At 69.1% G+C, this 21,619-nt stretch carries 21 protein-coding genes, 1 tRNA gene and 1 pseudogene; 15 read left to right on the forward strand and 8 right to left on the reverse strand.

Features of this window, described 5'->3' with window-relative positions; all coding sequences use genetic code 11:
- Positions 1–6: 6 nt before the first annotated feature.
- The gene (locus tag ACEUEL_RS04595) at positions 7–1,635 is read right to left on the reverse strand and encodes a GMC family oxidoreductase (protein WP_405702618.1); all 1,629 of its coding nucleotides are present in this window, start codon (positions 1,633–1,635) and stop codon (positions 7–9) included.
- Between the two features lie 135 nt (positions 1,636–1,770).
- On the reverse strand, positions 1,771–2,586 hold the full coding sequence (locus ACEUEL_RS04600) for a lytic murein transglycosylase (protein ID WP_405702619.1): 816 nt from the start codon (positions 2,584–2,586) through the stop codon (positions 1,771–1,773).
- Positions 2,587–2,804: 218 nt separating this feature from the next.
- Here ACEUEL_RS04600 and ACEUEL_RS04605 point away from each other — a divergent pair, with 218 nt between their 5' ends.
- Positions 2,805–3,143 carry a hypothetical protein gene (locus tag ACEUEL_RS04605; protein ID WP_405702621.1) on the forward strand — a complete coding sequence of 113 codons (339 nt, stop codon included), beginning with the start codon at positions 2,805–2,807 and terminating at the stop codon, positions 3,141–3,143.
- Between the two features lie 81 nt (positions 3,144–3,224).
- Here ACEUEL_RS04605 and ACEUEL_RS04610 read toward each other — a convergent pair whose 3' ends face one another.
- Positions 3,225–3,965 (reverse strand): DUF3750 domain-containing protein, encoded by a 741-nt coding sequence (locus tag ACEUEL_RS04610; RefSeq protein ID WP_405702622.1) that lies wholly within the window; start codon positions 3,963–3,965, stop codon positions 3,225–3,227.
- 194 nt (positions 3,966–4,159) lie between these two features.
- Between ACEUEL_RS04610 and ACEUEL_RS04615 the strand changes: the two genes are divergently transcribed.
- Positions 4,160–5,497, forward strand: coding sequence for an Nramp family divalent metal transporter (locus tag ACEUEL_RS04615; RefSeq protein ID WP_405702625.1), 1,338 nt, complete (start codon positions 4,160–4,162; stop codon positions 5,495–5,497).
- A gap of 91 nt (positions 5,498–5,588) precedes the next feature.
- The gene (locus ACEUEL_RS04620) at positions 5,589–6,974 is read left to right on the forward strand and encodes a malonyl-CoA decarboxylase (protein ID WP_405702627.1); all 1,386 of its coding nucleotides are present in this window, start codon (positions 5,589–5,591) and stop codon (positions 6,972–6,974) included.
- 16 nt (positions 6,975–6,990) lie between these two features.
- On the opposite strand, the gene ACEUEL_RS04625 is transcribed toward ACEUEL_RS04620, so the two are convergent.
- Together ACEUEL_RS04625 and ACEUEL_RS04630 are read right to left on the reverse strand one after the other, a co-directional pair.
- Entirely contained in the window at positions 6,991–7,527 is a 537-nt protein-coding gene (locus tag ACEUEL_RS04625; RefSeq protein WP_405706567.1) for a rhodanese-like domain-containing protein, read from the reverse strand.
- Positions 7,528–7,538: 11 nt separating this feature from the next.
- Entirely contained in the window at positions 7,539–7,871 is a 333-nt protein-coding gene (locus ACEUEL_RS04630; protein ID WP_405702628.1) for an ArsR/SmtB family transcription factor, read from the reverse strand.
- 63 nt (positions 7,872–7,934) lie between these two features.
- Here ACEUEL_RS04630 and ACEUEL_RS04635 point away from each other — a divergent pair, with 63 nt between their 5' ends.
- The 8 genes from ACEUEL_RS04635 (at position 7,935) to ACEUEL_RS04670 (ending at position 14,533) form a co-directional block, all read left to right on the forward strand.
- A complete protein-coding gene (locus ACEUEL_RS04635; RefSeq protein ID WP_405702630.1) occupies positions 7,935–8,276 on the forward strand; it encodes a carboxymuconolactone decarboxylase family protein in 342 nt (113 codons plus the stop codon).
- 74 nt (positions 8,277–8,350) lie between these two features.
- Positions 8,351–9,577, forward strand: a complete 1,227-nt coding sequence (locus ACEUEL_RS04640) for a class I SAM-dependent methyltransferase (protein ID WP_405702631.1) — start codon at positions 8,351–8,353, stop codon at positions 9,575–9,577.
- 20 nt (positions 9,578–9,597) lie between these two features.
- A complete protein-coding gene (locus ACEUEL_RS04645; protein WP_405702634.1) occupies positions 9,598–10,092 on the forward strand; it encodes an Imm7 family immunity protein in 495 nt (164 codons plus the stop codon).
- Between the two features lie 95 nt (positions 10,093–10,187).
- Complete coding sequence (locus ACEUEL_RS04650) at positions 10,188–10,463, forward strand: type II toxin-antitoxin system ParD family antitoxin (protein WP_405702635.1); 276 nt, start codon at positions 10,188–10,190, stop codon at positions 10,461–10,463.
- A complete protein-coding gene (locus tag ACEUEL_RS04655) occupies positions 10,456–10,752 on the forward strand; it encodes a type II toxin-antitoxin system RelE/ParE family toxin (RefSeq protein ID WP_405702636.1) in 297 nt (98 codons plus the stop codon). Before ACEUEL_RS04650 ends, ACEUEL_RS04655 begins: the two co-directional genes overlap by 8 nt.
- A 318-nt stretch (positions 10,753–11,070) precedes the next feature.
- Positions 11,071–12,636, forward strand: coding sequence for a 2-isopropylmalate synthase (locus ACEUEL_RS04660; RefSeq protein WP_405702638.1), 1,566 nt, complete (start codon positions 11,071–11,073; stop codon positions 12,634–12,636).
- A gap of 16 nt (positions 12,637–12,652) precedes the next feature.
- Positions 12,653–13,660 (forward strand): serine hydrolase domain-containing protein, encoded by a 1,008-nt coding sequence (locus ACEUEL_RS04665; RefSeq protein WP_405702639.1) that lies wholly within the window; start codon positions 12,653–12,655, stop codon positions 13,658–13,660.
- 90 nt (positions 13,661–13,750) lie between these two features.
- Entirely contained in the window at positions 13,751–14,533 is a 783-nt protein-coding gene (locus tag ACEUEL_RS04670; protein ID WP_405702641.1) for a DUF930 domain-containing protein, read from the forward strand.
- Between the two features lie 64 nt (positions 14,534–14,597).
- On the opposite strand, the gene ACEUEL_RS04675 is transcribed toward ACEUEL_RS04670, so the two are convergent.
- The 3 genes and pseudogenes from ACEUEL_RS04675 to pabB form a co-directional block, all read right to left on the reverse strand.
- On the reverse strand, positions 14,598–15,398 hold the full coding sequence (locus tag ACEUEL_RS04675) for an aminotransferase class IV (protein ID WP_405702643.1): 801 nt from the start codon (positions 15,396–15,398) through the stop codon (positions 14,598–14,600).
- A 140-nt stretch (positions 15,399–15,538) separates the two neighbouring features.
- A pseudogene (locus ACEUEL_RS04680) lies at positions 15,539–16,099 on the reverse strand (anthranilate synthase component II); the annotation flags it as partial.
- Positions 16,096–17,508 carry an aminodeoxychorismate synthase component I gene (pabB, locus tag ACEUEL_RS04685; protein WP_405706570.1) on the reverse strand — a complete coding sequence of 471 codons (1,413 nt, stop codon included), beginning with the start codon at positions 17,506–17,508 and terminating at the stop codon, positions 16,096–16,098. The gene pabB and the pseudogene ACEUEL_RS04680, both read right to left, overlap by 4 nt.
- Before the next feature lie 208 nt (positions 17,509–17,716).
- Here pabB and ACEUEL_RS04690 point away from each other — a divergent pair, with 208 nt between their 5' ends.
- From ACEUEL_RS04690 to ACEUEL_RS04705, 4 genes are all read left to right on the forward strand, one after another.
- Positions 17,717–18,700: a tripartite tricarboxylate transporter substrate binding protein BugD gene (locus ACEUEL_RS04690; RefSeq protein ID WP_405702645.1), complete on the forward strand. Its 984-nt coding sequence runs from the start codon at positions 17,717–17,719 to the stop codon at positions 18,698–18,700.
- Between the two features lie 206 nt (positions 18,701–18,906).
- Positions 18,907–19,383, forward strand: coding sequence for a tripartite tricarboxylate transporter TctB family protein (locus ACEUEL_RS04695; RefSeq protein ID WP_405702648.1), 477 nt, complete (start codon positions 18,907–18,909; stop codon positions 19,381–19,383).
- Positions 19,384–19,395: 12 nt separating this feature from the next.
- Entirely contained in the window at positions 19,396–20,895 is a 1,500-nt protein-coding gene (locus tag ACEUEL_RS04700; RefSeq protein ID WP_405702650.1) for a tripartite tricarboxylate transporter permease, read from the forward strand.
- Positions 20,896–21,027: 132 nt separating this feature from the next.
- Positions 21,028–21,103 (forward strand) — tRNA-Lys (locus ACEUEL_RS04705).
- The last annotated feature ends 516 nt before the right edge of the window (positions 21,104–21,619 follow it).

A 21,619-nucleotide genomic window follows, 5' to 3' on the forward strand; every position in this document is an offset into this window, starting at 1 on the left:
ACCGGCTCAGCCCCGCATGTCCTCCAGGATCATCGCCGCGGCCTTCTCGGCGATCATGATGGTGGGCGAATTGGTGTTGCCGGACACGATGGTCGGCATCACCGAGGCATCGGCGATGCGCAGGCCCTCGATGCCGAACACCTTCAGCCGCGCGTCGACCACCGCCATCGGGTCGGTGGCGAGGCCCATCTTCGCCGTGCCGACGGGGTGGAAGATGGTGGTGCCGATATCGCCGGCCGCGCGCACCAGCTCATCCTCGCCGTCGCCCACCTGCGAGCCGGGCAGCATCTCGTCGGGGCGGTAGGGCGCGAGCGCCGGCCGGCCGATGATGCGCCGGGCGACGCGGATGGAATCGGCGGCGACGCGGCGGTCCTCGTCGGTGGCGAGATAGTTCGGCGCGATGCGCGGCGCCGCCGCCGGATCGACGCTGGCCAGCGTCAGCGTGCCCCGGCTGGTGGGGCGAAGGTTGCACACGCTCATGGTGAAGGCGGGGAAGGGGTGCAGCGGCTCGCCGAATTTCGGCAGCGACAGCGGCTGCACGTGGAATTCGAGATCGGCCCGCTCGATGCCGGGGCGCGAGCGGGTAAAGAGGCCGAGCTGCGAGGGCGCCATGGTCAGCGGCCCGCGCTGGAACAGGGCGAATTCCAGCCCCATGCCGGCCCGGCCGATCAGCGACCGGTAGCGCTCGTTCAGCGTCGGCAGGCCGTGAATCTTGTAGATCAGGCGGAGCTGCAGGTGATCCTGCAGGTTGGCGCCGACGCCCGGCCGGTCGAGCGCGACGTCGATGCCGTGCCCGGCGAGCTCGGCGCCCGGCCCGATGCCCGAGAGCTTCAGGATCTGCGGCGAGCCGATCGCGCCGGCGGCGAGCACGACCTCGCCGCGCGCCTTCGCGATCCGCGGCATGCCGTTCCGGCGGTAGACGACGCCGGTGGCCCGTCCGTTCTCGATGAGAAGGCGCTCGGCGAGGCAACCGGTTTCGACCCGCAGGTTCGGCCGGTTCATCACCGGTTTCAGAAAGCCGCGCGCCGCGCTCCAGCGGAAGCCGCGCTTCTGGTTCACCTGGAAATAGGAGCTGCCCTCGTTGTCGCCGGTGTTGAAGTCGTCGATCGGGGCGATGCCGTCCTGCGCGGCGGCCGCGCGCACGGTGTCGAGCAGCTTCCAGGTCAGACGCGGGAACTCGACGCGCCATTCGCCGCCGGCCCCGTGCGCCTCCGAGGCGCCACGGTAGTGGTCCTCGTGCCGCTTGAAGATCGGCAAGACGTCGTCCCAGCCCCAGCCGGGCAGGCCGAGCTGGCGCCAGTGGTCGTAGTCGGCGGCCTGCCCGCGCATGTAGATCATGGCGTTGATGGCGGAGGAGCCGCCGAGCGTGCGGCCGCGCGGATAGGCGAGCGCCCGCCGGTTCAGACCCGGCTCCGGCTCGGTCCGGAAGCACCAGTCGGCGCGGGGATTGCCGATGGCGAATAGATAGCCGACCGGGATGTGAAACCAGATCCAGTTGTCGCGCCCGCCCGCCTCCAGCAGCAGCACGCGGTGGCGCGGGTCGGCCGAGAGCCGGTTGGCCAGCACGCAGCCGGCCGAGCCGGCGCCCAAGATCACGAAATCATAGTCGTCGGCGGCGAGGTCGGGCACGGGCATCGGCATTCACGAGAGCAGTGGATGCGGCGGGCAGGGGACGCGGCGGGCAGGGGTGGAGCCTGCCTCCCCCCGCACCGCACGGGACGCGCCCGCATTGGTCACGCCCGCATGCGGGGGGATCGACGGCGCAGGGGCCTATTGCTGCAGCTTGTTGGCGAAATAGGCGATGGCCTTCTGGTAGACGCCCGCTTTGTTCCAGCCGGCGAGCGCGCCCATGTTCGCGTCCGGCGAGGAGCCGCGCCAGCCATAGCCCTTGAGGTAGTTGGCGGTGGAAGCCAGCACGTCCGGCACGGAGCGGACCAGGTCGCGCCGGCCGTTGCCGTCGAAGTCGACCGCGAAACGGATGTAGGAACTGGGCAGGAACTGGGTCTGGCCGAGTTCGCCGGCCCAGGCGCCCTTCATCTCGCCGAGCGAGAGGTCGCCGCGCTGGTAGATGCGCAGCGCGTCGAGCAACTGGCCGGTGAAGAAAGCCGAGCGCCGGCAGTCATAGGCGAGGGTGGCGAGCGAGCCGAAGATCGGCTTGTTGCCCTGGTTGGCGCCGAAATCGGTCTCCATCCCCCAGATCGCCACCAGCACCGGGCCGGGGACGCCGAATTGCTGCTCGATGCGGGCGAGCAGGGCGGCGTGCTGCTTCAGCATCGCCTTGCCCTTGCTGATGCGCCCGCTGCCGACGCGGTTGGCGATGAACTGCTCGAAGCTGACGCTGAAATGCTTCTGGTTTCGGTCGAGCCGGATGACGCCGGTGTCGTAGGTGACCCCGTTCAGGGCGCCGAGCGCGCTGGCGGAGATGCCCTGCGCCGCCGCCTCCTGCTTGAACACCGGCAGCCATGCGGCGAAGCCGCTGCCGTCATTGCCGCAGGGGGCCGCCCCGGCCGCGGAGGCGGCGAGCGTCAGCCCGACGCCGCAGGCCATTGCCGAAACCACACGTGCCAGACGTCGGACGCGAGACATGAAGCCCTCCCTTGGTTGCGTGCAACTATGCCCGCGATTAAGCCCCGCGCAAGCGAGCTTCGCGGCAAGCCCGCGGCGTGGTTAGCGCGGGATGCCGGGCGGGCACCGGGCCGGCACCGGGCGTGCGAGTCGTGAAAAATCGACGATCCTGATCGTGTCATGTCGGAGGAAGCGGATAACATCCTCCCCGCCTCGACGTTCTTGCTGCGGAGGGCCGCTTGGCACTTTACATACCGTTGCCTCTGGACGTGCCGATTAAAAGCAGCGTCAGCGATATCATCAGCCTACGCTCTGATGGCAACGCGATTTTCGCCATGTTTATCGTCCCCCACGATGAGACCAAGGCGCTGCGTGTTCACTTCCGTCACAGCTACGTCTTGCGGATGTGCGACGAGCACGTCCTGAATCGCGAAGATCTCCACACACAAGGTCTGGTTTCGGAGCATTTCCTCTATCAGGTGGAAGGCGCTGACTTTCTGCTGTGTCAACCCGCGATCAGAGACAGCTATCGGGGAGCGAAGCACTTTCGCTGTGTGTCTGGACGTCATCGCCGATGACCCGCCGACCGTGACGTTGGTGCCGCGGGACAGCACGGACTGAGCGCTCCGTTCCGCTTCGCGCTGCCGTGCCCCGCTCTGCTAAATCCCCACGCGGCCGAAGCCGGGGATCTTGAGGCCGGGGCGGCGCAGGTCGAGACCGGCCACGGCGCCGAGCAGGTTGAACTCGATGCCTTCCACCCAGGCCAGCGTCAGCCCGGCATAGCCGCCGAGCGTGAGCTTCACGCCGGTGCGCGAGGGGGCGAGACCGAACCAGGAACCGTCGAGCGGGTAGTCCTTGCCGATGGCGTTGGGCGGCATGGCGACCGCCATTTCCGGCACCTGCGCCACCACCGAGGCGACGAAGGTGTTGGAGTTCGGCCCCGGCCACACGGTGTAGTCGCCCGGCCGCGCATAGCGATAGGCATCGACCGCCTGACGGATCTTCGGGATCAGCGCTTTCGCCGCCTCGCCGTCGGCGGCGAAGACCAGCTCCGGCGCGTGGCCGTACCAGCGGGCGTCCGGCGGGTAGCCGTTGCGGCGGATGGGCGAGCCCCAGCCGACCTTGTCGAAGCGCTCGAAGGCACCGCCCTGGTCCTTGACGACGATCCAGCTGTGGACCGCGAAGATACCGCGCCAGCGGCCGACGCGCGCCGCGTAGATGCGCACCATCGCGTCGGGATGGGTCTGCGCGGTCGGCAGGATGCCGGAACTCGACCAGTCGCTCTGGCTCCAGTGGCCGGTGAGGTCCTCGCGTGTCCACAGGAACACGGCATGGGCGCCGAGCGGCAGGGCGAAGACGAGCAGGAAACCGATGACCAGCATGCGGAGGGCACGGAGCATGCAGCCACCAAGCCGCAGCTTTCGGCTCGAGCATAGCCGCGATGGTGCGATGCACGCAAATTTGATGCATCGCGGGCGCCGTCCGGCGGCCGTCGTGCGGTTCACATGCAAATCGTTCGCAATCGCATTGACAGGAGAGCTGACCTTCCGCACATTAGTTGCAATTCAATCTCAACTGCATGAGCGGGAAGCCGATGCTGGATCGGGCGGCGGGGCAATCGGACGGCTGGCGGCGGGCGCGGGGCGAACCGCCGCTCTCGGAGGTGCACGGCTCCATCGCCGTGCCGAAGCGGCCGGGCATGGCGCGCCTGTTCGCCTTCCTCGGGCCCGGCTATCTCGTCGCCACCGGCTATATGGACCCCGGCAACTGGGCGACCTCGCTCGCCGGCGGCTCGCGCTTCGGCTACAGCCTGCTGGTCGTCGCGCTGCTCTCCAACATGATCGCGATCCTGTTGCAGGCGCTGTGCTCGCGGCTCGGCGTCGCCTCGGGCCGCGACCTCGCCCAGGCCTGCCGCGACGCCTTCCCGCGCCCGGTCGCCTTCGTGCTGTGGATCCTCGCCGAGGCGGCGATCTGCGCGACCGACCTCGCCGAGGTGATCGGCACGGCGATCGGCCTCAACCTGCTGTTCGGCATTCCGCTCGAGATCGGCGTGATCCTCACCGCGCTCGACGTCTTCCTGATCCTGTGGCTGCAGAATCTCGGCTTCCGCTGGGTGGAGGCATTGATCGTCGCGCTGCTCGGCATCATCGCCGCCTGTTTCGGCATCCAGATCGCGCTCGCCGATCCGAACTGGGGCGACGTGATCCGGGGCTTTGCGCCCACCACCGAGATCGTCACCAATCCCGACATGCTCTATCTCGCGCTCGGCATTCTCGGCGCGACGGTGATGCCGCACAATCTCTACCTGCACTCGGCGATCGTGCAGACGCGGCGGCACGACGACACGGAGGAGGGCAAGCGCACGGCGATCCGGCTCGCCACCTTCGATTCCACCTTCGCGCTGATGTTCGCGCTCACCATCAACGCCTCGATCCTGATCCTCGCGGCGTCCGCCTTCCATCACGGCGGCACCGGCGAGGTGGCCGATCTCGGCAAGGCGCACGAACTGCTCAATCCGCTGCTCGGCAGTTCCCTGGCGCCGACCCTGTTCGCGGTGGCGCTGCTGTGCTGCGGCCTCAGCTCGACGGTGACAGCGACCATCGCCGGGCAGGCGGTGATGGAGGGCTTCATCGAGATGAAGCTCGCCCCCTGGCTGCGCCGGCTCATCACCCGCGGCATCGCCATCGTGCCGGCGGGTGCCGTCACCATCGCCTATGGCGAGGAGGGGGCCGGCTCGCTGCTGATCCTCAGCCAGGTGATCCTCAGCCTGCAACTGCCCTTCGCCATCGTGCCGCTGATCATGTTCACCGCCGACAAGCGCAAGATGGGCGTGTTCACCGCGCCGCGCTGGCAGACCGTGCTCGCCGCGCTGGCGGCGACGATGATCATCGCACTGAACATCAAGCTGCTGGTCGATCTCGCCTTCGGCTGACCCTCGCCGGGGTGGCGGCCGGACGAAGGTCCGGCTTGCGCCGGCCTGCGCTTCGCGTTCCGATGGGGGCGCGACGGCGGAAGGGACCGGCATGGCAGCCAGCAATGCGAGCTTCTTCGGCGATCTCCTCGGCACCATCGCCGAGCGCGGGCGCTCGCTGCTCGATCTCGGGCGCGAGCGGCGGCCGGCGGGTGCCGCGCGCGCGGCCAGCATCGTGGCGCTGTGCGAGCAATTGCTCTCGGGGCGGGGCGAAGCCTCCGGCGTGGCGCTGGCCCGCGAAATCCTCAGCGAGTACCGGCGGCTGAAGACGGGGGAGCGATTCGCCTTCTTCGAGGCCTTGGTCGAGACCTTCGGGCCCGACAAGGGCAGGCTGTCCCGCGCCGTCGCGGCCTATGCGGAATCTCCTTCCGACGCATCGGCCGCCGAGTTGCACAAAGCGAGCGAACCCCGCCGTCAGGAGCTGATCCGCCGGCTCAACCTCGCCCCCGGCGCCACCGCGGAACTCGTCGCCATGCGGGCGACCCTGCTGGAGGCGCTGGCCCGTCGCGCGGATTTCACTGTACTCGACCACGATTTCACCCACCTGTTCTCATCGTGGTTCAATCGGGGGTTCCTCGTGCTGCGCCGGATCGACTGGTCGACGCCCGCCAACGTGCTGGAGACGATCATCCGCTACGAGGCGGTGCATGCCATCCGCGACTGGAACGACCTGCGTGCGCGCGTCGACAGTCCGGACCGGCGTTGCTACGCCTTCTTCCATCCCGCCCTCGTGGACGAGCCGCTGATCTTCGTCGAGGTGGCGCTGACCCGCGAGGTGCCCGGCGCCATCGGCCCCATCCTCGCCGAGAAGCGCGCGCCGCTGGACCCGGCCAAGGCGACGACGGCGGTGTTCTATTCCATCTCCAACTGCCAGCGCGGACTCGGCGGCATCAGCTTCGGCAACTTCCTCATCAAGCAGGTGGTCGAGGAGATTTCGCGGGAACTGCCGACGCTGGCTACCTTCGTGACGCTGTCGCCGGTGCCGGGCTTCGGCGCGTGGCTGGAGGGCGAGCGGAAGCGCGAGGCTTCCGTGGTGCTCACGCCGGCGGACCGGCAGGCGCTGGAGGCGCTCGACGCGGCGGGGCTGGCGGAGGACGCCGCGGCGCAGAAGGCGCTGGCGCCGCTGCTGGCCTCGCTCGCGGCGCATTATTTGCTCGTCGCCCGCACGCCCAAGGGGCGCCCGATCGACCCGGTCGCGCGGTTCCATCTCGGCAATGGCGCGCGCCTGGAGCGCATCAATCCGTTCGGCGATCCCTCGCCCAAGGGCCTGAAGCAGGCGGCCGGGCTGATGGTCAATTACCGCTACCTGCTCGACGACATCGAGAAGAACCACGAGGCCTTCTTCGATCACGGCGAGGTGGTGGCGAGCGGGCCGGTCAAGAAGCTGCTGCGGCCGGAGCACCAGCAGAAGGCGCTGGCGCTGCCCGAGGCGAACTGAGGCGCCGCGCGGCGCCTCAGGCGCGGTTCCACGGCATGCGCTGGAGCAGGAGCGCGAGGCCGCACCAGCCGGTGATGCCGGAGATCATCAGCGCCGTGCCGAACAGGCCGGCCATCATGAATCCGGCGCTCCAACCGGCGAAGCCGCCGAGCACAGAGGCCAGCACGAGGAAGCCGACGCCGATCTGCACCTGCCGGAAGATCGAGGGCGGGGCGTTGTCGCGCTTGCTCTCGCTGCCGAGCACGGGAAGACCGGCCGCCTTCCAGGCGCCGATGCCGCCCGCGAGATTATAGGCGTCATAGCCGAGTGCGCTGGCGCTCTGGCGCGCCTGCTCGCCGCGCCCGCCCTTGAGGCACTGGAACACGAGGCGGCGGCCTTGGGCCGGCGGCAGCGCGGCCAGCGCCTTCGCCAGCCCGCCGAGCGGCACGGAGGCGGCGGCGGCAATGTGCTCGGCGGCGAACTCGTCGGGTTCGCGCACGTCGATCAGCGTCGCCTCACCCTTCGCGAGCCATTCGGCCAGCTGGGCGGGGTTGATGCTGGTGCGGTTGATCATGTTCACGGCGGTCATTCCTTGCGGCAGAAGTGGTTGTACAGCGCATCCATGATGTCGGCGACGGCCGGATGCGCGATCCGGTAGCTGAGCGTGCGGTGCCGGCGCTCGAAGTCGACGATGCCCTCGTCCTTCAGCCGGGCGAGATGCTGCGACATCGAGGTCTGGCCGATGCCGGTGGCCTCGATCAGCTCGCCGACGCTGCGCGGCCCGGCGGCCAGCAGGCACAGGATCTGGAGCCGATGCGGGTTCGCCAGCCCCTTGAGGAAGCTCGCGACCTGCTCCGACTTCGCCGCGATGTCCTCGATCGTGGGTACGGACTGTTGCGGAGGCGGTTTACAATTCATATTTTCATGATATCAGAAAAATACGAAATGACAAGCGCCGTGCTGACGGCAGGAGCCAAGGCCATGAAGAACTATACCGACATCACCCGTTCGATCTCCGCCAACGCCGCCGAGCTGCGCAAGCTGGCGCCGGAGGCGATGCAGGGGTTCTACGCGCTCGCCAAGGGCGCCTCCGCCGACGGCGCGCTGGACAAGAAGGCGAAGGAGCTGATCGCCCTCGCCATCGGCGTCACCCAGCGCTGCGACGGCTGCATCGGCTTCCACATGAAGGCGCTGAAGGGGCTGGGCGCCACCCGCGAGGAGGTGGCCGAGACGCTCGCCATGTGCGTCTACATGGGCGGCGGGCCGGCGCTGATGTATGCCGCCGACGCGCTCGGCGCCTATGACGAGTTCAGCGCCGCCTGAGCAGCGCCTTGCCTTGACAGGGGGACGCCGGCTGTGCCCGATGCCGGCGTCAACCGGAAGGAAACGGCGTCCCGATGCGTCTGCTGGCCAATCTGCTGAACCGCTTCGTCGAAAAGGGGCGGTTGAACGTCATCGCCGCGGACGGAAGCCGCTCGAGCTTCGGTTCGGGGCGCGACGGGCCCGACGTCACGGTGCGGTTCACGGATGCCAAGCTCGAGCGCGAGCTGTTCTTCAATCCGGAGCTGATCTCGGCCGAGGCCTATATGGACGGGCGGCTCGTCTTCGAGAACGGCAGCACGGTCTATGACTTCCTGCTGCTGTTCTCGGTGAACCGGAAGGGGCTCGCCGCCCATCCGGTGCAGCGGGCGCTGCGCCGGGGCTGGCGGGCGCTGAAGCGCTGGCACCAGTCGAACCCGCTGGGGCGGGCGGCGAAGAACGCGCAGAGCCATTACGACCACCCGCCCGAATTCTACCGGCTGTGGCTCGATTCGCAGATGATCTATTCCTGCGCCTATTTCCCGACGCCGGAATCGAGCCTCGAGGAAGCGCAGGAGGCGAAGCTGCGCCATATCGCGGCCAAGCTGAAGCTTCAGCCCGGCATGACCGTCGCCGAGATCGGCTCGGGCTGGGGGGCGCTCGCCATCCACCTCGCCAAGCTCGGCGTGCACGTCACCGCCATCAACGTCGCCACCGAGCAGCTCGCCGAATCGAAGAAGCGCGCGGAGGCGGCCGGCGTGCTGGAGCGCATCACCTTCTTCGAGCGCGACTACCGCGAGCTCACCGGCACCTTCGACCGGGTGGTCTCGGTCGGCATGATGGAGCATGTCGGCGTCACCCATTTCGACGCCTATTTCGACAAGGTGAAGAGCCTCCTGAAGCCCGGTGGTTTCGCCATGATCCACGCCATCGGTCGCATGTCGCCGCCCGGCTCGACCGCGCCGTTCATCCGCAAATACATCTTCCCCGGCGGCTATGTGCCGGCGATGTCGGAAGTGTTCGCCTCGCTGGAGCGGGTGGGGCTGTGGGCGGCGGACTGCGAGATCCTGCGCCTGCACTATTACTGGACCATCCGCCACTGGCGCCTGAACTTCGAGGCGAAGCGCCCCGAGGTGGTGGCGATGATGGGCGAGCGCTTCGCCCGCATGTGGGAGTTCTACCTCGCCGCGGTCGAGCTCGGCTTCCTCAACGGCTCGAACATGGTGTTCCAGCTCCTGCTCGCCAACGAGCGCGACGCCGTTCCGGTGATCCGCGACTACATCGTGGATGAAGAGCGGGCGATGGCGGGGGGCGCGGGAGCCTGAAGGAGCGGAGCGCGGGCAGCATGTTCCAGTATCACATGTGGCTCGTCTCGGGGCTCGGCGAGAAGTTGGGCCATGAGCCCTGCACCGACGATGAATATGCGCCTTTCGAGGAGCGCGAGGAGGAATTGCTCGCCGAACTCGCCGTGAAGATCGAGGACTGCATCTTCCGCGAACTCACGCACAACCAGATACGCACCGCACCTGCGGGCTTTGCCGATGCCGATACGTCGATCGTCCGGCGAGGGCTTCGCTTCCAGCGCACGTACGAGCTCGTCACCTGCCTGAACTTCGAACGAAACCACGTGCCGACGAACATTCTCGGCCGGCAGCGGCGCCTCATGGAAGAAATCTACCGGCTGGCCCCCGCGACCTTTGGCGTGGCCTACCTGTTCAGTGAAGACGAGCCGCCGTTCAATGGGCGGTTCCACGTCTTCAAGATGGTCAAGGACAAGATATTCGAGGGATCGGATCCGTTCTTCGACGCGTGTTTTCCCGTTGTGCCGCCGGGCGCCTGAGCGCGACGCCGTGCCGGTGCTCCGCGACTACATTGTGGATGAGGAGCGGGCAATGGCGTATGGTGTATGACAATGTCATGCGCTAAGCTGTCAGTATGAGAACGAGCCGCCCCATCACGGTCACTCTCGGTGAACAGCAAAAGAGTGTCGACGCGAGGCTCGAATCCGGCGCCTACGCCTCGGCCAGCGAGGTGATGCGCGCCGCGTTGCGGGCACTCGACCGCGAGGACGCCGCGCTCGACGAAATCGTCCGCCGCAAGGTGGCGGAAGCGCTGGACGACCCGCGCCCCTCAATTCCGGCGGACGAGGTGTTCGCGAAACTTCGACGGCGCGTCGCGCAGGCTTCGAGGTCCGACGAAGGCGATGCCTAATGTCGTGTTCCGTCCGCTTGCGGAAGACGATCTGCTTGGGTTGTATGAATATATTACCCGAATGGCCGGGCACGGCGTCGCCGCCGGTTACATCGACCGGCTCGAGGCCGCGTGCCTGTCGCTTGTGACCTTTCCGGAGCGGGGAAGGGCACGAGACGATATCGTCCTCGGCGTGCGTACGCTCGCCGTGAAACGGCGGGTTCTGATCGTCTATCGCGAGTGGGCGGGGCAGGTGGAAATTCTGCGTGTGCTTTACGGAGGTCGCGATACGGGTGGAGCGTTCCTCTGATGAAAACTTCCCGTCTCCGGCAACCCCCTTGCCACGCCCCCCGCGTCTCCGCTAATACCCGTTCCAGAGAGCAACCGCGCGAAAGCCGAGCCGTGACGCATCCGTCGTCGAGCCGCACCGCTGCGAACCCGGCCGCCACGCGGTTCCGGGACGGCGCTCTCCTGTTCTCGGGTCTCCTTCTTCTTAGCCGCCCCTGAGAGCCGGCCGGGCGTGACGCCTGGGCGCTCAGGGGAGACGAACAACCGAGACCGCTCCATGCCGACGTCCGGTCGAGGCCCTGTGCGGGTGCCCGGACCCTGAGAAGAAGGAAAGATCCCGATGTCCATCGCCCATGACCGCGTCGTCATCTTCGACACCACGCTGCGCGACGGCGAGCAGTGCCCCGGCGCCTCGATGACGCTGGAGGAGAAGCTGCAGGTCGCCGACCTGCTCGACGCCATGGGCGTCGACATCATCGAGGCGGGCTTTCCGATCGCTTCCAACGGCGATTTCGAGGCGGTGGCCGAGATCGCCCGGCGCACGAAGAACGCGGTGGTGGCCGGCCTCGCCCGCGCCATTCCCGCCGACATCGCCCGCGCCGGCGAGGCGGTGAAGCATGCCGCGCGCCCGCGCATCCACACCTTCGTGTCGACCTCGCCGATCCATCTGGAACACCAGATGCGCAAGTCGCAGGAGCAGGTGCTCGACATCATCACCGCCACGGTGACGCAGGCGCGCAACCTGATCGACAACATCGAGTGGTCGGCGATGGACGCCACTCGCACGCCGATCGACTATCTGGCGCGCTGCGTCGTCACCGCCATCAAGGCGGGCGCCACCACCATCAACCTGCCCGACACGGTCGGCTATGCGACGCCCTCCGAATATGAGGCGATGTTCCGCGAGGTCCGCGCCTATGTCGCCGACCGCGTGCCGAATGCGGACGAGATCGTCTATTCCGCCCATTGCCACGACGATCTGGGCCTCGCGGTCGCCAATTCGCTGGCGGCGCTGGCCGGCGGCGCGCGGCAGATCGAGTGCACGGTCAACGGCCTCGGCGAGCGCGCCGGCAATGCGGCGCTGGAAGAGGTGGTGATGGCCATCCGCACCCGCGGCGACGTGCTGCCCTTCGCCACCGGCATCGACGCGGGCATGCTGACCCGCGCCTCCAAGCTGGTCTCGGCGGTGACCTCGTTCCCGGTGCAGTACAACAAGGCGATCGTCGGCCGGAACGCCTTCGCCCATGAGAGCGGCATCCACCAGGACGGCATGCTGAAGAACAACACCACCTACGAGATCATGACGCCGGAAAGCGTCGGCGTCTCCAAGACCTCGCTGGTGATGGGCAAGCATTCCGGCCGCGCCGCCTTCCGCGACAAGCTGAAGGCGCTCGGCTACGAATTGGGCGAGAACGCGCTGAACGATGCCTTCACCCGCTTCAAGGACCTCGCCGACCGCAAGAAGGTGGTCTATGACGAGGACATCGAGGCGCTGGTGGACCAGGAGATCGCCGCCGCGCATGACCGCATGAAGCTGGTCTCGCTCTCGGTCATCGCCGGCAGCCACGGGCCCCAGCGCGCCACCATGAAGCTGGCGGTGGACGGCGTCGTCATCACCGAGGAGTGCGAGGGCAACGGGCCGGTGGACGCGGTGTTCAACTGCATCCAGGCGATCGTCCCCCATGCCGCCAAGCTCGCGCTCTACCAGGTCCATGCGGTGACCGAGGGCACCGACGCGCAGGCCGAGGTGTCGGTGCGGCTGGAGGAGGGCGACAAGGCGGTGACCGGGCGCGGCTCCGATCCCGATACGCTGGTCGCCTCGGCGCAGGCCTACATCATCGCGCTGAACAAGCTGCAGATGAAGCGCCAGAGCCTCAACGCGCAGGCACAGCCGGCGGCGGAGTGAGGCGGGCGGCGGCGCCATGGCCGGGTCCCGCCACGCCGCCGCCGCGATGAACGGCACGATCAGCCGCCGCGCCGTGCTCGGTGCGGCGCTGTCGTTTCCCTTCGGCACGGCGCGGGCCGGGGTCGCCGAGCTTTCGGCGGCGCTGGACGAGGCCGGGGCGCTCGGGGTCACCGCTATGTCGGTGCTGAAGGACGGCGAACCGATCGGCGAGCGCGGCGTGCTCGCGGAGAAGATCGACGTTGCCTCGGTGCGCAAGAGCCTGATCGGCGCGCTGATCGGCATCGCGGTCGCGGAGGGCAAGCTCGATCTTTCCGCCACCCTCGCCGATCTCGGCATCGACGACGTGCCGCCCTCGCTGACGCCACAGGAGAAGCAGGCGAGCCTGCGCGACCTGCTGATGGCGCGCTCCGGCGTCTATCACCCTGCCGCGCACGAGACGGCGCCGATGAAGCGGGACCGGCCGGCGCGGGGCAGCCATCCGCCGGGCCGCTTCTGGTACTACAACAACTGGGATTTCAACGCGCTCGGCACGATCTACCGTCGTGCGACCGGCGAGGACATCTTCACCGCCTTCGAGGCCCGCATCGCCCGGCCGATCGGGATGCGCGATTTTTCGGCGGCGGACGGGCGCTATGTGCGCGAGGCCGTCTCCGAGCATCCGGCCTATCCGTTCCGTCTCTCCACCCGCGATGCCGCCCGCTTCGGGCAGCTCTATCTGCAGCGCGGCCGGTGGGACGGCCGGGCGATCGTGCCGGAGGACTGGGTCGCCGCCTCGACGACGCCGCTGTCGGAAACCGGGCGGGGCGGGCAGGGCTATGGCTATCTCTGGTGGATCCCGCGCCGCCGCGTATTCGGGCCGGGCGCCGCCTATGCCGCCGGCTTCGGCGGGCAGATGATCATGATCGTGCCGGCGAGCGGGCTCGTCATCGCCGCGACCACCGACTGGCGCCGCACCGGCCGCAAGGTGAGCGGCGCCGACCTCGTCCGGCTGGCCGGGCAGATCCGGTCAGCGGCCGCGCCCTGACCGCCCCCTCCTGCGGCCGGCGGCCACAATGATGCCGGCTCGATCGGCGATGCATGGCGCCACCAGCACCGCCGGGACCGCGCGCCGCGCATGAGGTTCGAGACCGCCACACCGCTGCCGATAGCGCTGCCGATCGCACCGCTGCCGGCGGAGCGCTGGCCGCTGCCGGCCGGGCCGGGGCGCCCGGTCGAGGCGCTGCTGCGCGCGGCGGGGTCGGTTGGCCTGCATCTCCTGTTGCTCGCCGCCGCGCTCTGGCTGGCGGTGGCGCGTCCGCTGGAGAATGCCGGCGGGCCGGCGATGGATGTCGAGATGGTCAGCGGGCAGGAACTCGCCGCGCTCGCGGCGAAGCTGCCGCCGCTGGAGGCCGCCGCGCCGCCCGCCGCGCCATCGATACCGCTGCCGGCCGCGACCGATCGGGTGCCGCAGGCCGCGCCCCTCGCGCCGTCGCAAAGCCGGCCGGCCGGCCGCTCCACCCCCTCCGTGCCGGACATGGTCGAGGCGACGCGCCTCTACGCCGAGAAGGTGCTGGACGATCCGAAGAGCCGCTCGACCCGCCGCCAGCTCGCCAGCCTCGGCGACGACGACCGCATCGCCCAGCTCTGCAATCTCGAGGCGATGGAGCAGATCCACGCCTGGCAGGGCACCTACCAGCCGGACCGTCTGGTCGACTACGCCATGTCGGAATCGCGCATGAAGGGCGACATACTGGTGGTCGATGGCGGCGCTTTCCGGAGCCATCTGAACTGGTACGAGGTGAGCTATCACTGCGAGCTGGATGCCGCGCGCCACAAGGTGGTGGCCTTTGCCTTCCGGGTCGGCGAGAGCATCCCGAAGGCCGACTGGTCGCACTTCAACCTGCCGGCGCGGTTCTGAGTAGCCCTTTCGGATCAAAAGGTTCCGGCAGCTTCCGCGCAGATTGATTCAGCTGTTCGGGGTGCTATCCCGCCGGATCGATCCCGCACTCGGCGGCGGCCCGCGCCCGCAGCGCCGCGAGCAATCCGTCGAGCGGGGCGGTGCCGAGGGGGGCGCCGTCGAGCGCCGCCACCGGGCGGATGAAACGCAGGCTGTTGGTCAGGAACACCGCATCGGCGCTCGCGAGATCGGCCGGCGCCAGCGGCGCTTCCACGGCGTCGAGGCCGAGCGCGGGGGCGACCTCGATCACCTGCGCGCGCATGATGCCCGGCAGGCAGCCCTCATCGAGCGGGGGCGTGATCAACCTGCCGTCCTTCAGGGCAAACACATTGGCGATGGTCGAGCAGGCGACGCGGCCCTGCGTGTTGAGGATCAGCGCGTCGTCGGCGCCCGCTTCCGCCGCCTGCCGGGCGGCGAGGATATGGTCGAGATAGCCGAGGGCTTTCAGGTTCGCGCTCGGTGAGCGCTCGTTGCGCGATGCGGAGGCGGTGACGAGGCGCGCCGGCTGGCCGAGCATGGCCGGTGACCACGGGGCGGTGGTGACGACCAGCGTCGGCTCCCCGGCGCTCAGCGGCCACAGCCCGCGCGCCGCGCTGCCCCGCGTCAGCGTGGTGCGGACGATCATCGGGGAGGGGCCGAGCGCGGCATCGAGCGCCGCCGCGATCCGCGCAGGATCGATGGCGATGCCGATGGTTGCCGCCGAGGCGAGGAGGCGCGCCACATGGCGGTCGCGGGCCAGCATCACGCCGCCCAAGGCGAGCGCGGTGTCGAACACGCCGTCGCCCAGCGTGAAGCCGCGATCCTCGATCGACACCGTCGCGCTCACCGCCGCGTCTCCCAGCCGGCGGGCCACACCTTCGCCCATTCCGGGGTGGGCAGCGCCGCCGGCGTCAGCAGCGGCGGGTAGGCGCCTGCCGCCGTCGGCGCCACCTCGTCGGGCGCGGCCGGCGCCGCCCCGGCGATGCCCGCGAGGCGCAGGAAGTTGCCGAGGATGCGGTAGCCGTGCTCGGTGAGCACCGATTCCGGGTGGAACTGGACGCCGAAGGTCGGGTGCTCGCGATGGGCGAGGCCCATGATCTCGCCATCCGCGCTCCAGGCGGTGGCGACGAGCGGTTCGCTTCCCGAAAGCTCCACCGCCAGCGAATGATAGCGTCCGGCCTTGAACGGCGAGGGCAGGCCGGCGAAGACGTCGGTGCCGTGATGGCGGATGGCGGAGGCGCGCCCGTGCATCGGCTCCTTTGCCCGTACCACCTGCCCACCGAAGACCTGGCCGATGCACTGGTGGCCGAGGCACACGCCGAGGATCGGCAGCCGGCCGGAGAGTTCGCGGATGGCCGCGAGCGAGACGCCCGCCTCGTCCGGCGCGCAGGGGCCGGGCGAGACGATCAGCGCCTTGGCCCCGCTGGCGGCGATGGCCGCGACGTCGAGCGCGTCGTTGCGGACCACCTGCGCCTCGACGCCGAGTTCGGCGAGGTAGCGGGCGATGTTGAAGACGAAGCTGTCGTAATTGTCGATGACGAGGATCACGGCGCCGTCTCCCGCAGCGGGGCGCGGAAGGCGCGGAACAGCCGCTCGGCCTTGGTCAGGCTCTCGGCATGCTCCTGCGCCGGGTCGGAGAGCACGGTGATGCCGCCGCCGACGCCGAAGCTGGCAATGCCGTTCTCGACCATCAGCGTGCGGATGGCGATGTTGAGGTCGATGCTGCCGTCGAAGCCGATATAGCCGATCGAGCCGCAATAGATGCCGCGCGGCCCGCCTTCCAGTTCGCGGATGATCTCCATGGCGCGGATCTTCGGGGCGCCGGTGATGGAGCCGCCGGGGAAGGCGGCGCCGATCAGGTCCAGCCCGTCGCGGCCCTCGCGCAGCCGCCCGGTCACCACCGAGACGAGGTGGTGCACATTGGCGTAGGTCTCCAGTCCGCACAGGCGGGGCACCTTCACCGTGCCGGCCTCGCAGACGCGCGAGAGATCGTTGCGCAGCAGGTCGACGATCATCACGTTCTCGGCGCGGTCCTTCTCGCTCGCGGCGAGCTCGCGGCCGCGATGGGCATCCAGCGAGGGCTCGACCGAGCGGGGCGTGGTGCCCTTGATCGGCCGCGTCTCGACCTCGCGGCCGTTGAGCGCGAAGAAGCGCTCGGGCGAGGAGGAGGCGATGGTGCGATCCGCATTCACCAGCAGCGCGGCGAAGGTGGCGGGATTGGCGCGGCGCAGCCGGTCGTACAGCGCCAGCGGGTCGATGGCGCCGACCTCGGCGCGGAACTGCTGGGTGAAATTGGCCTGGAAGATGTCGCCGGCGCGGATGTAATCGACCACGCGGGCGACGGCGGCGCGGTAGGTCTCCGCCGTGAAGCGGGAGGCCCAGGCGGGTTCCGGCGGCGGCGCCTCGCCGGGCGCGGCGGGCGGCGTGTCGAGCGCGGCGCGCATCATCGCGAGCCGGTCGCCCGCCCGCGCGCGGCGGCGGGTCGGCTCCGCCTCGGGCCAGCCGGTGGAGATGGCGAAGGCGCGCCGGGCCACCGCGTCGAAGGCGAACACCACGTCGTAGAAGCCGAGATCGATCTCGGGCCCTTCGCCCGGCTCGGCCGCCGGGGTCGGGAAGCGGTCGAACAGCCGGCCGGCCTCATAGGCGAGATAGCCGATCGCCCCGCCCTGGAAGCCGGCCTCCAGCTCCAGGCGCGGCTGGGCGTAGCGGGCGAGCCGGGCGCGCAGCGCGGGCAGCGGCGCGGCCTCCTCGGCAACGCCGTTCCAGACCGCGCGGCCGCCCTCGACGCGGAAGCGCCCGAACGGATCGGCGGCGACATAGGACCAGCGCCCGAGCCGGGGATGCATCATCGCGCTGTCGAGGAAGGCGAGACCGGGCATTGCCGCGAGACGGCGGGCGGCGTCCCACGGGTCGCGATGGTCGATCTCGACGACGAGCGGCGGCGGCTCCTGAATCATGGTGCGCAATATGGCGTGCCGTCGGCCCGCTTCCTAGGTGCCGCGGAACCGCCGGCGGGGCGAGTTTGCGGCCCGACGTTTTGGTGCACGGGACGACTTGACGGCGCGGCAGGCGGATGGTCGCTTAAGTCACTGGGAAGCGCGGCCGTTTGAACGGATCGCCGTGCATCTTTCAAAACGTTCGGATCGACCTTTCCGGGAGGAACAGATGAGAAAGCTGATCAAGGCAGCCGTCGTGATGGCCGCCGCGCTGGCGGTGTCGCCCCTCGGCGGCGCGCAGGCGCAGGACTATCCCACCCGGCCCATCACCATGGTCGTGCCCTTCACCGCCGGCGGCCCCACCGACACGGTGGCCCGCCTGATCGCGGAATCGATGTCGAAGACCCTCGGCCAGCAGGTCGTGATCGAGAATGTCGGCGGCGCCGGCGGCACCCGCGGCGCGGGCCAGGTGGCCAAGGCCGCGCCGGACGGCTACACGCTGCTGCTGCACCATATCGGCCAGGCGACCGCGGCGACGCTCTACCGCAAGCTGCCCTACAACGTGCTGACCGATTTCGAGCCGGTGGGCCTCGTCACCGACGTGCCGATGACGGTGATCGCCAAGACTGGGCTGCCGCCCAAGGACGTGCCCGAGCTCATCGCCTACATCAAGGAGAACAAGGACAAGGTCATCTACGGCAATGCCGGCGTCGGCTCCGCCTCGCACCTGTGCGGCATGCTGCTGATGTCCTCGCTCGGCACGCAGGTCACCACCGTTCCCTATCAGGGCACGGGCCCGGCCATGAACGACCTCGTCGGCGGCCAGATCGACCTGCTCTGCGACCAGACCACCAACACCACCGGGCAGATCAAGGCCGGCAAGGTGAAGGTCTATGCCGTCACCACCAAGGACCGGGTGAAGTCGCTCGCCGACGTGCCGACCCTGCAGGAAGGCGGCGTGAAGGACTTCGAGGTCGCGGTGTGGCACGGCATCTACGCGCCCAAGGGCACCCCGCCGGCGGTGATCGCCAAGATCAACGCCGCGCTCAAGACCGCGCTGCAGGATCCCAAGGTGATCGCCCGCTTCGCCGACCTCGGCACCGAGCCGGTGGCGCAGGAGCGGGCCACGCCGGAGGTCCACAAGGCCTTCCTCGCCGCCGAGGTGGCGAAGTGGAAGCCGGTGATCGAGCAGGCCGGCGTCTACGCCGACTGATCGGACGGCTCTCGCGGCGTGCCGCCGGGCGCGCCGCGATCGCTGGCAGACCCCGCCCGCGCGACCCGCCGGGCGGCCCTTCTTCCGGCGGCGGCGACCATCCCCTCCGCTGCCGCATGCTCCCGGCATCCGGCGCCGCGACGGCCGCACGACGCGGTCGCGGTCGCCGCCGATCCGGCCCCTTGTCCGCCCGCGTGGAGAATGCCGTGAGCCGATTCGTACGAAATCCGAAGGACATCGTCGCCGGGCTGCTCCTGATCGGGCTGGCCGCATGGTTCGCCCTGATGACCACCGACCTGCCGATGGGCACGGCGATGCGCATGGGACCGGGCTATTTCCCGCTGCTGCTGTCCGGCGTGCTCGGCGTGCTGGGGATCATCGTGCTGGTCACCGGCCTGCGCTTCCCCGATGAGGGCGCGCCGGTGCAGCTGTCGGAACTGCCGTGGCGGGCGCTCGCGGCGGTCACGATCGCGGTGGTGGTGTTCGGCCTCGGCGTGCGCACGCTGGGCCTCGGGCCGGCGATCGGGCTGTCGGTGTTCATCTCCGCGCTCGGCAGCCGCAAGTTCCACATCGTCACGGCGCTGATCCTGACCGCGATCATGGTGCTTTTCGCCTGGGGCGTCTTCGTGAAGGCGCTCGGCCTGCCGCTGCCCATGCTCGGGCCGCTGCTCGGCGGCTATTGAGGGGGCGGACCGATGGAAATCTTCGACAATCTGGCGCTCGGCTTCTCCGTCGCGCTGTCCTTCCAGAACATCTTCTACTGCTTCATCGGCGTGCTGCTCGGCACGCTGATCGGCGTGCTGCCCGGCCTCGGGCCGGTGGCGACCATCGCCATGCTGCTGCCGATCACCTTCGGCCTGCCGCCGGTCTCGGCGCTGATCATGCTCGCGGGGATCTATTACGGCGCGCAGTATGGCGGCTCGACCACGGCGATCCTGATCAACCTGCCGGGCGAGAGCTCGTCCGTGGTTACCGCGCTCGACGGCTACCAGATGGCGCGGCAGGGGCGGGCGGGCGTGGCGCTGGCCACGGCGGCGCTCGGCTCGTTCTTCGCCGGTACGGTGGCGACCTTCCTGCTGGCGCTGTTCGCGCCGCCGCTCGCCGATCTCGCGCTCAAATTCGGCGCGCCGGAATATTTCGCGCTGATGGTGCTCGGCCTCGTCGCCTCGGTGACGCTGGCCTCGGGTTCGGTGGTGAAGGCGCTGGCGATGGTGGTGCTGGGCATCCTGCTCGGCCTCGCCGGCCAGGACGTCTATACCGGCATCCCCCGCTTCACCATGGACATTCCCGACCTCGCCGACGGCATCGAATTCGTCGCGCTGGCCATGGGCGTGTTCGGGCTCGGCGAGATCATCCGCAACCTCGAGGACGAGCACACCCGCACGGTGGGCGTCCAGAAGGTGAAGGGGCTGATGCTCTCGCTCGCCGAGTTCAAGCAGATCGCCCTGCCGGTGATCCGCGGCACCACGCTCGGCTCCTTCCTCGGCATCCTGCCGGGCGGCGGGGCGATGCTGTCCTCCTTCGCGGCCTATTCCATCGAGAAGAAGGTGTCGAAGCATCCCGAGCAGTTCGGCAAGGGCGCGATCGAGGGCGTGGCGGGACCGGAGGCGGCGAACAATGCCGGCGCCCAGACCTCCTTCATCCCGATGCTGACGCTCGGCATTCCCTCCAACCCGGTGATGGCGCTGATGATCGGCGCGCTGATCATCCAGGGCATCGTGCCGGGGCCGAACGTGGTCAACGAGAAGCCGGACCTGTTCTGGGGCATCATCGCCTCGATGTGGATCGGCAACCTGATGCTGGTGCTGCTGAACCTGCCGCTGATCGGCATCTGGGTGCGCCTGCTCACCGTGCCCTATCACGTGCTGTTCCCGATGATCGTCGCCTTCTGCTGCATCGGCGTCTACAGCGTGAACAACAACACGCTCGACGTGTTCGCCATGGCCGCGTTTGGGCTGGTCGGCTACGTGCTGGTCAAGCTCGACTGCGAGCCGGCGCCGCTGCTGCTGGGCTTCATCATCGGGCCGATGCTGGAAGAATATCTGCGCCGGGCGCTGCTGATCTCGCGCGGCGATCCCACGGTGTTCGTCACCCGCCCGCTCTCGGCCTCGCTGCTGGCCATCGCCGTGCTGGCGCTGGTGGTGGTGCTGCTGCCCTCGGTGCGCAAGAAGCGCGAGGAGGCCTTCCAGGAGTGAGGCGCGGGCGCGCGGGCTTGTCCACAGGCCCCGCGCCGCTCGCATCACAATTCGCGCATCCGGGCTATGGACAAGGCCGGATGCCTTTGCTACACGACCGCGGCTCGCGGGATTTCTTGCCGCGACTGGTCCGGGCGCATAGCTCAGTTGGTAGAGCAGCTGACTCTTAATCAGCGGGTCCTAGGTTCGAGCCCTAGTGCGCCCACCATCCCCGCCTCAGGGCGGGTTCGGTTCTCCCGGACGATCCCTCACGCAGAGATGATGACACGGCGCGGCGGCGTCGATCGCCGGCATCGGCGCGTGGTCATGAAGTCGAGCGTCGGCTCCCTTCCGTTGAGGGAGATTGCCAAGGCTGCCTGCCTGTCGCCGCGCCCGCAGTGATCTCCGGCGCCGTTCGTACCGGCGGCGCTCTCATCCGATCCTGTACTTTCCGGTCTATCCGCAATCCGGTCTCACGCGCCCCGGCGCCGTCCGTTTGGCGCGCGTGGTCCACGCGAATAGCTGGTATTACGGGGCCCTCAGTAATCATCTTCTCGCGGTCGCGTAGAATTCGACGCGTTTTCCGCGCTGTGGCGCGCGCGGTGCCGTTGCGTCCCGACCTCGCATGTCTTCTGGCCGGCCTTTGCGCCCCCGGTGCCGGATCGGCGTGCGCGGTATTCCGCAACGGTCGGTACCGGCGGTGTCGCGCCCGGATATCGCACGAAGATCCGGGATGTTTGCCGGC

This window comes from Ancylobacter terrae, assembly GCF_045108345.1.
Classification (GTDB): Bacteria; Pseudomonadota; Alphaproteobacteria; order Rhizobiales; family Xanthobacteraceae; genus Ancylobacter.

Bases quoted from the DNA above. Each gene is read 5' to 3' on its own strand.
- pabB (WP_405706570.1), bottom strand. From the start codon at position 17,508: ATGATTCAGGAGCCGCCGCCGCTCGTCGTCGAGATCGACCATCGCGAC.
- ACEUEL_RS04670 (WP_405702641.1), top strand. From the start codon at position 13,751: ATGAGGTTCGAGACCGCCACACCGCTGCCGATAGCGCTGCCGATCGCA.
- ACEUEL_RS04630 (WP_405702628.1), bottom strand. From the start codon at position 7,871: ATGAATTGTAAACCGCCTCCGCAACAGTCCGTACCCACGATCGAGGAC.
- ACEUEL_RS04645 (WP_405702634.1), top strand. From the start codon at position 9,598: ATGTTCCAGTATCACATGTGGCTCGTCTCGGGGCTCGGCGAGAAGTTG.
- ACEUEL_RS04635 (WP_405702630.1), top strand. From the start codon at position 7,935: ATGAAGAACTATACCGACATCACCCGTTCGATCTCCGCCAACGCCGCC.
- ACEUEL_RS04610 (WP_405702622.1), bottom strand. From the start codon at position 3,965: ATGCTCCGTGCCCTCCGCATGCTGGTCATCGGTTTCCTGCTCGTCTTC.
- ACEUEL_RS04625 (WP_405706567.1), bottom strand. From the start codon at position 7,527: ATGATCAACCGCACCAGCATCAACCCCGCCCAGCTGGCCGAATGGCTC.
- ACEUEL_RS04700 (WP_405702650.1), top strand. From the start codon at position 19,396: ATGGAAATCTTCGACAATCTGGCGCTCGGCTTCTCCGTCGCGCTGTCC.
- ACEUEL_RS04600 (WP_405702619.1), bottom strand. From the start codon at position 2,586: ATGTCTCGCGTCCGACGTCTGGCACGTGTGGTTTCGGCAATGGCCTGC.
- ACEUEL_RS04655 (WP_405702636.1), top strand. From the start codon at position 10,456: ATGCCTAATGTCGTGTTCCGTCCGCTTGCGGAAGACGATCTGCTTGGG.
- ACEUEL_RS04650 (WP_405702635.1), top strand. From the start codon at position 10,188: ATGAGAACGAGCCGCCCCATCACGGTCACTCTCGGTGAACAGCAAAAG.
- ACEUEL_RS04660 (WP_405702638.1), top strand. From the start codon at position 11,071: ATGTCCATCGCCCATGACCGCGTCGTCATCTTCGACACCACGCTGCGC.
- ACEUEL_RS04615 (WP_405702625.1), top strand. From the start codon at position 4,160: ATGCTGGATCGGGCGGCGGGGCAATCGGACGGCTGGCGGCGGGCGCGG.
- ACEUEL_RS04595 (WP_405702618.1), bottom strand. From the start codon at position 1,635: ATGCCCGTGCCCGACCTCGCCGCCGACGACTATGATTTCGTGATCTTG.
- ACEUEL_RS04665 (WP_405702639.1), top strand. From the start codon at position 12,653: ATGGCCGGGTCCCGCCACGCCGCCGCCGCGATGAACGGCACGATCAGC.
- ACEUEL_RS04640 (WP_405702631.1), top strand. From the start codon at position 8,351: ATGCGTCTGCTGGCCAATCTGCTGAACCGCTTCGTCGAAAAGGGGCGG.
- ACEUEL_RS04690 (WP_405702645.1), top strand. From the start codon at position 17,717: ATGAGAAAGCTGATCAAGGCAGCCGTCGTGATGGCCGCCGCGCTGGCG.
- ACEUEL_RS04620 (WP_405702627.1), top strand. From the start codon at position 5,589: ATGGCAGCCAGCAATGCGAGCTTCTTCGGCGATCTCCTCGGCACCATC.